Annotated in this window: 12 protein-coding genes; 8 read left to right on the top strand and 4 right to left on the bottom strand. The window is 62.9% G+C overall.

What is annotated here, in order from left to right:
• Positions 1–276: 276 nt before the first annotated feature.
• The 4 genes from LLY24_RS02195 to LLY24_RS02180 all read right to left on the bottom strand — a co-directional run bounded on the left by LLY24_RS02195 (position 277) and on the right by LLY24_RS02180 (position 4,002).
• The gene (locus LLY24_RS02195; protein ID WP_259034623.1) at positions 277–1,581 is read right to left on the bottom strand and encodes a TRAP transporter large permease; all 1,305 of its coding nucleotides are present in this window, start codon (positions 1,579–1,581) and stop codon (positions 277–279) included.
• Between the two features lie 38 nt (positions 1,582–1,619).
• The gene (locus LLY24_RS02190; RefSeq protein WP_259034622.1) at positions 1,620–2,183 is read right to left on the bottom strand and encodes a TRAP transporter small permease; all 564 of its coding nucleotides are present in this window, start codon (positions 2,181–2,183) and stop codon (positions 1,620–1,622) included.
• A gap of 58 nt (positions 2,184–2,241) precedes the next feature.
• Positions 2,242–3,159, bottom strand: a complete 918-nt coding sequence (locus LLY24_RS02185; RefSeq protein WP_427854531.1) for a TRAP transporter substrate-binding protein — start codon at positions 3,157–3,159, stop codon at positions 2,242–2,244.
• A gap of 312 nt (positions 3,160–3,471) precedes the next feature.
• On the bottom strand, positions 3,472–4,002 hold the full coding sequence (locus LLY24_RS02180) for a winged helix DNA-binding protein (RefSeq protein ID WP_259034620.1): 531 nt from the start codon (positions 4,000–4,002) through the stop codon (positions 3,472–3,474).
• A gap of 183 nt (positions 4,003–4,185) precedes the next feature.
• Between LLY24_RS02180 and LLY24_RS02175 the strand changes: the two genes are divergently transcribed.
• The 8 genes from LLY24_RS02175 to LLY24_RS02140 all read left to right on the top strand — a co-directional run bounded on the left by LLY24_RS02175 (position 4,186) and on the right by LLY24_RS02140 (position 13,720).
• Positions 4,186–6,060, top strand: coding sequence for an ABC transporter ATP-binding protein (locus tag LLY24_RS02175; protein WP_259034619.1), 1,875 nt, complete (start codon positions 4,186–4,188; stop codon positions 6,058–6,060).
• 159 nt (positions 6,061–6,219) lie between these two features.
• Positions 6,220–7,695 (top strand): ABC transporter substrate-binding protein, encoded by a 1,476-nt coding sequence (locus tag LLY24_RS02170; RefSeq protein WP_259034894.1) that lies wholly within the window; start codon positions 6,220–6,222, stop codon positions 7,693–7,695.
• Between the two features lie 55 nt (positions 7,696–7,750).
• Positions 7,751–8,674: an ABC transporter permease gene (locus LLY24_RS02165; protein WP_259034618.1), complete on the top strand. Its 924-nt coding sequence runs from the start codon at positions 7,751–7,753 to the stop codon at positions 8,672–8,674.
• A 9-nt stretch (positions 8,675–8,683) separates the two neighbouring features.
• Positions 8,684–9,532 (top strand): ABC transporter permease, encoded by an 849-nt coding sequence (locus tag LLY24_RS02160; RefSeq protein ID WP_259034617.1) that lies wholly within the window; start codon positions 8,684–8,686, stop codon positions 9,530–9,532.
• The gene (locus LLY24_RS02155; protein ID WP_259034616.1) at positions 9,529–11,307 is read left to right on the top strand and encodes a M14 family metallopeptidase; all 1,779 of its coding nucleotides are present in this window, start codon (positions 9,529–9,531) and stop codon (positions 11,305–11,307) included. The genes LLY24_RS02160 and LLY24_RS02155 overlap by 4 nt, the downstream gene beginning before the upstream one ends.
• 24 nt (positions 11,308–11,331) lie before the next feature.
• Positions 11,332–12,093: a 5-oxoprolinase subunit PxpA gene (locus LLY24_RS02150; protein ID WP_259034615.1), complete on the top strand. Its 762-nt coding sequence runs from the start codon at positions 11,332–11,334 to the stop codon at positions 12,091–12,093.
• On the top strand, positions 12,090–12,794 hold the full coding sequence (locus tag LLY24_RS02145; protein WP_259034614.1) for a 5-oxoprolinase subunit B family protein: 705 nt from the start codon (positions 12,090–12,092) through the stop codon (positions 12,792–12,794). Before LLY24_RS02150 ends, LLY24_RS02145 begins: the two co-directional genes overlap by 4 nt.
• Entirely contained in the window at positions 12,791–13,720 is a 930-nt protein-coding gene (locus LLY24_RS02140) for a 5-oxoprolinase subunit C family protein (RefSeq protein WP_259034613.1), read from the top strand. The genes LLY24_RS02145 and LLY24_RS02140 overlap by 4 nt, the downstream gene beginning before the upstream one ends.
• Positions 13,721–13,804: the final 84 nt, after the last annotated feature.

Raw genomic sequence — 13,804 nt, 5'->3', positions numbered from 1 at the left:
ATAACCAGCCATCAGCACTTTTTGAGCCAAGCTCAAAGTAAAACTAAAAAAAACTTTTTTTTCATGACGTTAAAAAAATCACGCTATGGCCAATCATCATTGATCGCAACATTGCATACAATAATAAGCACAAAAATCATGCACAAAAATTGTGCCGATATCTCTGAATGCTCTTATTTTGTGCGTAAACAAACAGTGGAAGTCCGTAAAAGCTACCGATGAATAAATAAGGATTAGTAGTTCCCTGCGGAGCATTAAATGCCCTGCAGGGAATGCTCAACGATTCATCGCCTGAGGCAGATAAAGCGCGATATCGGGAAACAGGTGCATCAGCGCAATCGCCAGCAGCATGAGCAGGAAAAACGGCAGCGTTGCCTTGGTGATGGTGAAGATGTCCTTACCGGTCAGGCTCTGGATGACGAAGAGGTTGAACCCGACCGGCGGGGTGATTTGCGACATTTCGACCACCACCACGAGATAGATGCCGAACCAGATCAGGTCGAACCCGGCTGCACTCACCAGCGGCATGATGATCGCGGTGACCAGTAGGATCAGCGAGATACCGTCCAAAAAGCAGCCCATGATCAGCAGCAAGAGCGTTAGCGCGACCAGCAGCATGGTCGGCGATAGCCCCATTTCCCCGATGGCGCGTGCCAGCTGCATCGGCACCTGCGTAAAGCCCATGGCCGAGGTTAAAAACGACGCTCCAGCGATGATGAACGCGATCATGCAGGCGGTGCGAATGGCGGCAAAGAGCGATGCCTTGAACGTTGTCAGATCGAAGCTACCGTTCCAGCGCGCGATCGCCATAGAGAGCACCACGCCCACGGCGGCCGCCTCGGTGGGCGAGGCAAGCCCGCCGTAAATGGTGACGACGATGCCGCCAATCAGCACGAGAATGGGGACGAGCGCCCAGGTATTGCGTAGCTTTTCCCCCAAGCTCATGGTCGACTCGTCATGCCCTGCGAGCCCCGCTCGGTCTCCCTTCAGCAGCGACCAGATCACCAGATACACCATGAACAGCGCCAAAAGCATCAGCCCCGGCCCCACGCCCGCCATGAACAGCCGCGAGATGGACTGCTCGGTCACCACGCCGTAGACGATGAGCATGATCGACGGCGGAATGAGAAGCCCCAGGGTTGAAGCGCTGGCCAGCGTACCGATGGCCATGTTGCTGTCGTAGCCGCGCCGCTCGAGTTCGGGCAGCGTCATCTTGCCCACCGTGGCACAAGTGGCCGCCGAAGAGCCGCAGACGGCCGCGAACATTCCGCTGCCGATGATGTTGGTGTGCAGCAGCCGCCCCGGCAGGCGGTTGAGCCAGGGCGAAAGCCCACGAAACATGTTGTCTGCCAAGCCGGAGCGGAACAGGATCTCGCCCATCCAGATGAACATGGGCAGCGCGGTCAAATCCCAGCCGTAGCTGGCGCCCCAGAAGTCGGAGGCCAACACCGGCCCCGGCGCAAAGGGGCTGAAGAAGGTCAGCGCCATCCAGGCGGTGCCCATCAACGCAAAGGCAATCCAGACGCCGCTGCCCAGCAGTACCAAAAGCGTCACTACGGTCGCCAAACTCAGTAGTAGCACGACGTATTCTCCCGCAAAGTGATAAGAGTGAGCGCGACTCAGTGCATCTCGCTGTCGTCGGTGGCGGTGGCTTCGCGAAAGCTCGCCGGATCGCGCACGGCGATACGTAGCGCCATGATCAACGCTTCGAGCAAAGCCAGGCACAAAAGCGCAACGCTCAGCGCCAGCACGCTCTGGGGAATCCATAGCGGGATGGAGAGAAACCCAGAAGAGACGTCGTGGTACTGCAGGCTTTCCCGCGCAAGGCCCACAAGCCCATAGGCCAGCAAAAGCCCGATCGCCAGCGCAACGCCTAAGCAGAACACCTCGCACCAAACGCGCAGAGCAGAAGGCAGGCGTGAAATGAGCAGCGTCACGCGTATATGCGCGTGATGAACGAAGGTATAGGCAAGGCCAAGAAAGGTGGCCCCCACCAGCAGATAGGCGGCAAGCTCAGACACCCCGGTGATACTTACGCCCAGACGGCGCATTCCAAGCAGCACCAAGAGCGCATCGACGAGCCGAAAGCTCACCTGTAAGGCGATGACGCCGCAAATGGTGATCATGCAGGCAGCCGCTGCCCAGGCGCCCAGCCGATAGAGCAGGTCGAATTTGAACGTCATGATGTTCCCTCGCACAGAAGAAGAGTCTCGGGAGCGCACGGCTCCCGAGGTGGCGGGGTTACTCGCCGTTCGTTTCGCTCGGACGCTGCTGGCGATAGGTTTCCAGCACCGTTTCGGCCTCGTCATCGGCGCGGCTCAGCCAGTCCTGGTAGAGCGTGTCGCCCGCGCTTTGCAGCGCGGCGGCTACGGCCTCGTTGGGCGTGGAGACCTCAATGCCGTTCTCCTCCAGCGCCGCCAGGCTCGCCTGATTGTCTTCACGGCTTTGCTGCCAGCCGCGCTCTTCGGCGCGCGCGGCGGCATCGAGCAGCGCCTGCTGGGTGCTTTCATCTAGGCGGTCGAAGCTGCGCTGGTTGATGAACACGATGTTCTTCGGCAGCCACAGGTTGGCATCGGTGTAGTAGTCGACGTAGTCCCAGGCGGTCATGGCGTTGCCAGTGGAGCTTGAGGTGATCATGGCATCCACTCGGCCGGTGCTGAAGGCGGTGGGGATATCGGACTCCTCGGTTTCGGTTGGGCTACCGCCGAGGTTGGTGACGAAGCGTTGGGTATTGATGTTGGGCGCGCGTACCCGCAGCCCCTCGAACTGCGTCGGATCGGTCAGCGCTTCGCCAGTATAGATACCCTGGGCGGGCCAGGCCACGGCGTAGAGCGGCATCAGCCCTTCGGCGGCAAACTTCTCACTGATGATCGGCTTGGTCGCCTGCCACAGCGCGTAGGCATCGTCGTAGCTTCCGGCAACGCCGGGTAGGGTATCGACCTCGAAGATGGGGTCATCGTTGGAGAGTACCGAGAGAAAGACCTCCCCGGCATCGATGGTGCCTCGGCGCACCGAAGGCTTGATCTCGCCGTGGGCGACCAAGGAGCCGCCGCTGTGCACGGTGATGGTCAGTTCGCCATCGGTGGCATTGGCGACGTCTTCGGCGAACTCGCGGGTATTTTGGGTGTGGAAGCTGGCATCGCCATAGGGCGTGGCCATGGTCCATTCGGCAGCATGAGCGGCAGAGGCGGCCAGCGCCGAGAGCAGTACGAACGGGGTGGCAAAGCTTGCCAAGGGAGTGACGATACGCATGGGTGTTTCCTCTTTTGCTATTGGTTATTCGAGGGTTACCGGCAAGAGCGGCAGTGAGCCGCTGGCGTGCTGCGCGTTGCTATTTATCGCTATTTATCGCTATTTTTATGCTCGTTGATAAGCCTATTAGTACTTCTCGTCAATTCAGTACGCCACGTCAATTCAGTACTCCTCGTCAAACATGGAGCGTCTAGCACCAAGCACGCGGGAAGGGCGCGCTCATAGCGACGCCGCCGAGCGCGCCGCTTGATCGTAGAGCCCCGACATCGCCCGCATGATTCCGGCCAGGCGACTGATCTCGGCGCGTTCGATGCCCATGGAGGCGAGCGAGTCGATCAGGCAGGCCTCGCGCAGCTCGGCGTAGCGGCTGCAAGCGTCGCGACCAAGTTCCGTGGTGCGAAAAAAGGTCTCTTTGCCCTGCTTCTCACCGCTCACCAGACCAAGCTTGGCAAGCTTACGCAGCGCGTAGGTCACCGTGTGGGTGTCCTCGACGTTGAGCACCAGGCAAATATCCGCCTGGCGCTTGGCCCGCGCGCAGTGGTTGACCCGGTGCAGCACGAGGATATCCAGCGAGCCAAGCTCAGGATAGCCGGTGGCGGTCATGCAGCGCACCATCCAACGATTGAAGGCGTGCCCGGAGATGATCAGTCCAAATTCGAACTCCGACAGTTCGTGCGCTTTGTGCGAAAGATGCTCGGAGGAGACGATGGGGCCGCGTCCCGCCCGCATTTCAGAGCTCGATTGCGTCATGCCTGATATCCATGATGGTCGTGGTAACGCCTCATGATCACTGCTTACGCCCTAGGCATGCAAACACTAAGCCGCTTTCGGACTACGACCTTAGTCGTAATCGGAATAGATGATGCTTGATTGACATAGGGATACTATATCGATAATTTCTATTCAAATTACATAAAAAGTACAGGTGACTCTGTGTCTTCGCAATTTCCGCGCGCTGAAGCGCCGCTCCAAGCGCCCTCCTCCGCACAGCCGCCGCTTTTGAGCGTCGAGTCGTTGGACATCGCTTTCGGCTCGAACCGGGTCGTCAAAAATCTCTCGTTCGACCTGCACGCCGGGCAGACGCTGGCCATCGTTGGCGAATCGGGATCGGGCAAGTCGATGACGTCGCTTGCCATCATGGGGCTGGTGCAGTACCTCAACGCCACCATCGGCAGCGGGCGCATCCTTTATCGCCGCCAGGCCGATGCCGCCCCCATCGATCTGACTCAGCTTTCTGACAAGGCGATGCGCAAGATTCGCGGCAAGGAGATCTCGATGATCTTCCAGGAGCCGATGACTTCGCTTAACCCGGTCTACACCATCGGCGACCAGCTCACCGAGGTGCTTCAGCTGCACGGCGACTACTCCCGCGCCAGCGCCCGCGACGAGGCGCTGAGACTCTTGCGCCTGGTACGTCTGGCCGACGCCGAATCGCTGATCAAGCGCTACCCGCACCAGCTCTCTGGCGGCATGCGCCAGCGGGTGATGATCGCCATGGCCCTGGCCTGTAAGCCCAAGGTGCTGGTCGCCGATGAGCCCACTACCGCGCTCGACGTCACCATCCAAGCGCAGATACTCGCCATCATCCGCGATCTGCAAAAAGAACTCGGCATGGCGGTGATCTTCATCACCCACGACATGGGCGTGGTGGCCGAGATCGCCGATCACGTAGTAGTCATGCGCAACGGCGAGAAGGTCGAAGAGGCCGAAGTCGGCCATCTGTTCGCCAACCCTGAAGCGCCCTACACCCAGGCGCTCTTGGCCGCCGTTCCCACCCTTGGCAGCATGCAGGGGCAGACGCTTCCGCGCGCCGAGCCGCTGGTAGTATTCGATGGCGAGAAGGTGGTGACCCAGGGCGAGGCAACGGTGCAGGACACCGTGCGCGTGCAGGAGACGCCGGTGGTCAGCGTCAGCAACCTGGTGACGCGCTTTGACATTCATAAAGGGTTCTTTGGCGGGGTGAGCCACCGGGTGCACGCCGTGGAGAACGTCAGCTTCGATATCTTTCCCGGTGAAACCCTGGCGCTGGTGGGCGAGTCCGGATCGGGTAAATCGACCATCGGACGTACCATTCAGCAGTTGCAGGCCAGTACCAGCGGCGAGATTTCGTTCTCCGGCAAGCCGATCTCGCGCATGTCGCGGGTCGAGAAGCAGGCGCTGCGCCAGCAAGTCCAGTACATCTTCCAAGACCCCTTCGCCTCGCTCGACCCGCGCAAGACCGTGGGCTTCTCGATTGCCGAGCCCATCCATACCCACGGTTTGATGACCGGTAGCAAGCGCATTCAGCAGCGCGTCGATGAGCTTTTAGAGCGCGTGGGTTTGAGGCCGGAGCATGCCAGGCGTTACCCGCACGAGTTCTCCGGCGGCCAGCGCCAGCGTATCTGCATCGCCCGCGCGCTAGCGTCCAAGCCCAAACTGATCATCGCCGACGAGGCGCTCTCGGCGCTGGACGTCTCCATCCAGGCGCAAATTATCCACCTGATGATGCAGCTACAGCGCGAAGAGGGGCTGGCGTATTTGTTCATCAGCCACGACATGGCCGTGGTCGAGAAGATGAGCCACCGCGTCGCCGTGCTGCATTTGGGCCAGATCGTCGAGATGGGGCCACGGGCGCTGGTGTTCGACTCACCGCGTCACGCCTATACCCAAAAGCTTTTGTCGGCGGTGCCAGTAGCCGACCCGCATCACCGGCGCCAGCACCTGCTGCTGGAAGGTGATATCCCAAGCCCGGTGCGTAAAGTGGGCGACGAACCCACCGTGCACCCGCTGGATGAGGTAGCGCCTGGTCACTTTGTGGCCACTACCTAGGCCCCTCTCACAAGCCTTTAAAAAAGTCGTTTTAAAAAAGCATTTATAAAGCCTTTAAAAAACAGCCTTAAGGAAACAACGATGTATAAAAAGACGCTAATGGCGCAGGTAACGGGAAAAACCGCCACGCTGTTCAAGGTCGGCGCCCTGGCCGCCGCGATGATGACGGCGACAGCCAGCCACGCGGGTTCGCTGACCATCGCCTCGCCGCAGGATCCGGGCAACTGGGACCCCATCGATACGTTCCTGGTCAACTGGGCAGCCGTCGGTACCAATATCTTCGACGGTTTGACCTATCGGGGCCCCGACCTCGAACTGGTGCCCGGTCTTGCCACTAGCTGGGAGGAGCTGGACGACGGCAAGCGTATCCGTTTCACCCTGCGCGAAGGCGTGACCTTCCACAACGGCGAGCCCTTCAACGCCGACGCGGTGAAGTTCACCTTCGACCGCCTGCTGGGTGAAGAGGGTGCACGTGGGCCGCAGCGCTCCAACTACACCGCGATCTCCCACGTGACAGTGATCGATGAGTACACCGTCGACATGTTCCTGTATCAGCCGGACCCGGTGCTATTGACCAAGCTGGCCGGTTACGGCGCCATGATCGTGCCCCCGGGCTACATCGAAGAGCACGGCGAGGAGTACTTCAACGAACACCCGGTCGGCACCGGGCCGTTCAAGGTCGTCGAGTACACCCCGCGCTCTGACGTGCGCCTGGAAGCCTTCGCCGACCACTGGGGTGGTGCGCCCAAGCTCGACAGCGTGACCTATCGCTTCATCGCCGAGCCCTCCACGGCCGTGGCCGAGCTGCAGGCCGGCCGCGTCGATATCGTGCTGCCGCCAACCATCCCCGTGGGCATGGTCGAATCGATCAACAATCACCCCAACTCCCAGGTGGTGAGCGTGGCCTCGCCCACCGTCGAGGCGCTGCGCTTCAATACCCAGTCCGGTATCACCAGCGACGAGCGCGTGCGTCAGGCGCTGATCATGGCGGTCGACCGTCAGGCGATCGTCGATACCATCCTCTCGGGTGAAGGCAGCGTCATCGCGAGCTTCCAGGGCGAGCAGTCCTTCGGCTTCGATCCCGAGCTCGACCCTTACCCCTTCGATCCGCAGCGCGCTCAGGAACTTCTGGCCGAGGCAGGCGTAGAGCCGGGTGCCGAGCTCCAGATCGACGTGCGCGGCAACGACGCTACCTTTGGCGAAGTCGCTCAGGTGGTCGCGGCTTACCTCCAAGGCGTGGGCCTGAACGTCTCGATCCAGCCCTACGAAACCAACGTGCTGCTCAACGACATCATCCCTGCCGGGCGCACCGGCGAGATGTTCCAGCAAAAATGGGGCGGCTGGACCTTCGACTTCGATAACACCGCCTACCTCATGTACCACACCGGCGAGCGTTGGAACCCCTACGACAGCGACGCCACCCTGGACGAGATGCTCGACTCCCAGCGCAGCATCACCGACCGCGCCGAGCGCGAGACGCTGTTGCAGTTCGTCGCGCGCTACACCAAAGAGCGGGCACTGGAAATGCCGCTTTACAGCTTGAACGCGCTCTACGGCGTGGGTAACCGGGTGGAGAACTTCGACCCGGCGCCAGATAACCGGATTCGTCTGACCGAGGTCGACGTTTCCGAGTAAGCCGACCCGACCGCCGCCCGGGCGGCGGTCGTTTCTTCTTCGAGTGGGAGGCCACGTGGCCAAGTTTCTCTTCTACCGCGTGCTACAGGCGCTCTTCGTGCTGGTAGCCGTTACCCTGATCGTCTCGTTTGCCATTCGCCTGACCGGCGACCCGGCCGTCATGCTGGCCCAGGGAGCGGGTAGCATCACCGAGGCCGATCTCGAACGCATTCGCGAAGCGTTGGGGCTCAACCAACCCTTCATCGTGCAGTACCTCGAATTCCTCAAGGGGCTCTTCACCGGCGACTTGGGCCGCAGCTTCATGGGCGGCACCTCGGTGAGCGATCTCATCAGCCGCGCGCTGCCCGCCACGCTCGGCCTGGCGCTGGCCTCGCTGGTCATCTCCATCGTGGTGTCGATTCCGCTGGGCATCAAGGCCGCAGTGTCGCGCGGCAAGTGGCCGGATCAGCTCATTCGTATCGTGTCGCTAGTGGGGCTTTCGTTCCCCAACTTCTGGCTCGCCATCATGCTGGTCCTGCTGTTCTCCATCACCTTCAACCTGCTGCCGCCCAGCGGGCTCGAGGGGTGGCAGAGTTTCATCATGCCGGCCGCGACCATGGGCATCATTCTCACCGCCACCAACGTGCGTTTGGTACGCACCACCATGCTCGAAACCCTGCGCTCGCAGTACATCATGGTGGCCCGTGCCAAGGGGCTCTCCAACTCGGTGGTGCTCTACAAGCACGCGCTGCGCAACTGCTCGATTCCGCTGATCACCTACTTCGGCCTGCAGTTCGGTGGCCTGCTCGGCGGCATCGTGGTGGTCGAACGAGTGTTCAACTGGCCGGGGCTGGGTACGCTCGCCTTCGACGCCGTGGCGGCCCGCGACTATCCCGTGCTGCAAGGGGTCATCACCGTGTTGTCGCTGATGATCATCTCCATCAACCTGCTGGTCGATATCGCCTACGGCTTCGTCGATCCGCGCGTACGCAAGAGCTAGGGTGCCGCCATGACGCTAACTTCTCTCGATCTGGGACGCTTCAAGAACATCGAGTTCATCCTTGGCGCCCTGCTGGTCGGCGGTATTGCCTTCGCCGTGCTGTTTTCAGGCTGGCTGTTTCCCGAAGGCGGCGGCGGGGTCAACCTCGCCATGCGCCTGACCCCGCCATTCGCCGATGGCAGCTTCCCGCTGGGCACCGACCCGCTCGGCCGCGACGTGCTGGCGCGCGTGGTCATCGGCGGGGAGATCTCGCTCAAGGTCGGTTTTTATTCGGCGCTGGGTGCGGTGGTGCTGGGCATCGTCATGGGGCTGTTGTCGGGTTACTACGGCGGTGTCATCGACATGCTCGTCATGCGCTTTGCCGACGTGCAGCTCGCGCTGCCCTTCATTTTGCTGGCGATCACCTTCATTGCGGTGATCGGCGGCGGGCTCACCAATATGATCATTTTGCTGATCATCTCCCAGTGGGTGCAGTACGCCCGCTTGGTGCGCGGCTCGGTGCTGTCGCTCAAGGATCGCGAATTCATCCTTTCGGCCCAGGCAATCGGCGTGCGCGACTGGCGCATTCTGTTCCAGCACCTGCTACCCAACCTGCTGGGCCCGGTCATCGTGCTGATGACCCTGAACGTTGCCAACAACATTCTGCTGGAGAGCAGCCTGACCTTCCTCGGCCTCGGCGTCGACCCGGTCATCCCCAGCTGGGGCGGCATGCTCGCTGAAGGGCGTACCTACCTGCAAACCGCTTGGTGGGTCAGCGTCTTCCCGGGCGTAGCAATTCTGCTCACCGTGCTTGGCCTCAACCTGCTGGGTGACTGGCTGCGCGATACCCTCGACCCGACCGGAAGGACGTCCCGATGACCACGCTACTGGACACCAGCGTCGAGCGCAGCGTCGATGCGCTGGTGGCGCACTACCGCCAAACCCTGGCCGCAGGCGACACGCTCACGGCGTGGGTATTCGATGACCGCACGGCGCGCCGCGGCGCCGAGCAGGCGCTGGCCGAGCACGGCATCGAGGCGCGCTTCTACAGCGCCTACAAGCCGCTGGTGCACTTTTTCCTCGACACCGGCCTGCTAGAACCGGGCGCCCGCGCGCTTAAAACCGTGCGTATCCACTACCCGGCCCCCGAAGAGTCGCCCAAGCGCTTTCTGCTCGAAGCCTACCCGCTAGCCGGACTGCTCGGCGCCGAGGTCGACCTGAGCTTCGAGGCCGTGGCCTGTCGCGCCGAGACCGCGCTTTACCACTACGCGCTAACGCTGACCTACCGCGACGGCAGCCGCGAGGAGATCAACGTGGCCGCGCCCAACCGCCGCCATCTCGATCACGTCGAGGCTTGGCAGCTTTCGCCCTGCGGCTGGGTCACCTCGCGCAAGGCGGATGTCGAGCCCGAAAGCGCGCCCTACCGCTGCGACTACGTGATGCTGTTCGAAGCCGCCATGCAGGCCGTCACCGGGGCATCCTGGCCCGGGACCCAGCCGCTGTTCGACGAACTCAACATTCGCGTGACCCTACCCGCAGCGGATCAGCCGCTGGCCTTCGGTAGCGAACACATAAGCCTCGCCGAAGCCCTGCACGAAGAGCTCTACTTCTCGCTGTTGGAGTATTACCAGCACTTGGCGGGACTCCCGCTGGGCGACCGCTCGATTCAGCCGGGCCAGATCGTCCCCGAGATTCTGACCCGCCCAAGCGACGCGCCCTCGGTGACCATCACCCTGCGCCCGCTCGACACCGGCGCCGCACGCGAGGTCGAACCCACCGAGCTTGAGCGCGCGCCCTACCCGCTGGGTGTGGCGCAGATCAAAGCCGAGCTCGACGGCCTCGGCGGCGAGCCGTTAACGGCCAAAAGCCGCAGCGGACGTGTCCTCAACGCACGCTACCGTCAAGGGAGCGATCGCGCGGTGATCATCAGCGCCGCCCAGCACGCCAACGAGCCTTCGGGCATCGTTGGTGCACTGCGCGCAGGCCACGCGCTCGCCCAGGCGCCCTCGGCGCACTTCGTGCTTTCGCCGCTGGAAAATCCGGATGGCTATCACCTGCAGCAGCGCCTGGTCGCCGAGCAGCCCCACCATATGCACCACGCGGCGCGCTACACGGCCTTCGGCAACGACCTCCAAGCCCAGCCGCTAGGGGGCGAGTTCGAGCTGGCCATTCGCGAGCGAGCAAAGGCGGTAAGCGGTGCGGCGCTGCATATCAACCTGCACGGCTATCCCGCCCACGAGTGGACCCGGCCGCTGACCGGTTACGTGCCACGCAATTTCGAGCTGTGGTCGATCCCCAAGGGCTTTTTCCTGGTCCTTCGCTACCATAGTGAGTGGGAAGCCCAGGCCCGGGCGCTGCTCGATGACGTGACCGCGCACCTCGAAAAGGTGCCGGGGCTCGTGGCCTACAACCAGCGCCAGATCGCCGCCTTCGAGGCGCACGCCGGAGAGCTCGGCTTCGCCGTGCAGAACCATATTCCCTACCTGCTCACGCCCGACGATACTCAGCTTACGCCGCTGCAGCTAATCACCGAGTATCCGGACGAAACGATCTACGGCGATGACTTCGTGATGGCCCATCAGGTGCAGTTCGAGACCATCATGAGTGCCTACCGCAGCTATCAGACCCTGGCGCTGCCCAACGCGCAGCGCTGAGGGGGCTCATCAGGAGAGAACACAATGACCGATAACACGCTCCCGCTACTCAACTGCGACATGGGCGAAAGCTTCGGTAACTGGCGTTTGGGCATGGACGCCGAGGTAATGCCGTTTGTGGACTGCGCCAATATTGCCTGCGGCTACCACGCCTCCGACCCCCACGTGATGCGCCGCACCGTGGCGCTAGCAGCCGAACACGGCGTGCGCATCGGCGCCCATCCGGGCTATCCCGACCTGATGGGGTTCGGGCGTCGTTCGATGGCCTGCTCGGCCGCGGAGGTCGAGGATATGATCCTCTACCAGGCAGGGGCGCTTGCCGGCATTTGCCGCGCCGAAGGGGCCGAGCTTGCCTACATCAAGCCCCACGGGGCGATGTACAACGACATGGCCGCCAATCTCGAGCTGCTCGAAGGTGCGCTGCGCGCCGTCAAGGCCTTCGATGCCGCACTGCCCTTGATGGTGATGGCCACCGCCGATACCCAGGGCCAGCGCGAGTTGGCGGCGAAACTGGGCGTCACCCTCTGGTTCGAGACCTTCGCCGACCGCGCCTATGAGGCCAACGGCCACTTGGCCTCGCGGCGCCTCGAAGGCGCGGTGCATCATGACCGCGCGACCATCGTCGCCCAGGCCGTGGCACTTGCCAAAGGCGAGGCGCTAACCGCCCGCGACGGTACGCCGCTCACGCTTGCCTGCGACACGCTTTGCGTGCACGGCGACAACCCGGAATCGATCAAGGCGGTACGCGCGATCCGTGAAGCGTTCAACGCTCTGGAGTCCGCGTGAAGCTGCGCCTTGAAACCGCTGCCATGGACGCCCTGACGGTGCGCCTGTTCGATACCATCGACGAGGGCAACATGGGCTGGATCATGGCCGCCGACACCGCACTGAGGCGCGCCTTCGGCGAGTCGCTGATCGATCTGGTGCCCTCCTACACTACGCTTTTGGTGCACTACGACTGTCGCGTGCTGGACTTCGCCGAGGCGACCTCGCGCATTCGCGCCTCGCTCAGCGGGCTTACGCCGGTGGATACCCATAACGGTCGCCTTCACGACATCCCCGTGTGGTACGACGCAAGCGTCGGCCCGGAGCTGCCCGTGGTCGCCCAGCGCATCGGCATTAGCGTCGATGCGCTCATCGCGCGCCACTGTGGCCACGACTACTGCGTGTTCGCGCTTGGCTTCGCCCCCGGCTACGGCTTCATGGGCCTGGTAGAAGAGGCGCTCGCCACGCCCCGCCTCAAAACGCCTCGGCAGCGCGTGGCGGCGGGCAGCGTCGGCATCGCCGAGCGCCAGACGGCGATCTATCCGCTGCTATCCCCCGGCGGCTGGAACATTCTTGGGCGCACGGCGGTGCCGCTGTTCGAGTACGCCAAGCGCGGCGAGCCGCTGTTTCAGCCGGGCGACAAGGTCCGCTTCAAAGCTATCGACAAAGCCGAGTTCGAAGCCGCAGGCGGCGACACCACCCCCTTGGAGGAGCGCGCATGAGCCAGGGAAGCATCATCGTCACTCAGGCGGGGCCGCTTGCGCTGGTGCAGGACGGCGGGCGTTTTGGCGTCGCCCACCTTGGCTTTACCCAGGGCGGCGCGGCCGACTGGATCTCGTACCGCTGGGCCAACTGGCTGCTGGGTAATGCGCTCGACTGCGCCGCGCTGGAGATCGTCATGGGCGGCAACCTGACCCTTGAGAGCGATGTGAGCGTGTGCCTGGCGCTGGCCGGTGCCGACTTGGGGGCTGAGCTTGGTGGCAAGCCGCTGGCGCCCAACGCCCCCTTTACCCTGCGCCCGGGGCAGTCACTCACCTTTCGCCAACCCAAAGCGGGGCTGCGCGCCTATCTCGCCTTTCCCGGCGGGCTCGAGGCGCCCGAGGTGCTGGGCAGCAAAGCGTGCACCGCACGCGAGCAGATCGGTGGGCTGCACGAAGACGGCAAACCGCTGACCCAAGGCGATCAACTGACCTGGCAGGGCGTGTCGGTGCTACCGCAGCGCTTTCCCGCCGATGCGCGCTTGCCGATCCCCTCCGGGCGCTGTCATCTGCCCATGGTGCTGGGCGCCCAGGCGGCGCACTTCGCCGGGCGCAGCCTCTACCAAGCGTTCAACCAGCCCTGGACGGTGGATCAGCGCGCTGACCGCATGGGCATCCGCCTTACCGGGCAGGCGCTCAAAAGCGATGTCGGTGGGGTGATCTCCGAGGGCATTCCGCTAGGCGCCGTTCAGGTACCGCCCGACGGTCAACCCATCGTGCTGTTGAACGATCGTCAAACCATCGGTGGCTACCCGCGCATCGGTGCGCTCACGCCCAGCGCCTGCGCCCTGCTCGCCCAGTGCCTGCCCGGCACAGAGATTTGGCTCCAGCCGATCAGCGCCACCCAGGCGCAGTCAGCACACCGCCAGCAGCTGAGCGCCTGGGCCTAACGCATCTCTCTTCGCTAATCCGCACTCCTCATAGCCGTTCACGTTCCATTCAGAACGAGCGGCTATGCTGCTCTCTTGACGCAA

The organism is Halomonas dongshanensis, from assembly GCF_024790395.1.
Taxonomy (GTDB): domain Bacteria; phylum Pseudomonadota; class Gammaproteobacteria; order Pseudomonadales; family Halomonadaceae; genus Vreelandella; species Vreelandella dongshanensis.
The sequence above is the reverse complement of the archived record's forward strand: the minus strand, read 5'-3'. Positions and strand labels throughout refer to the sequence as shown.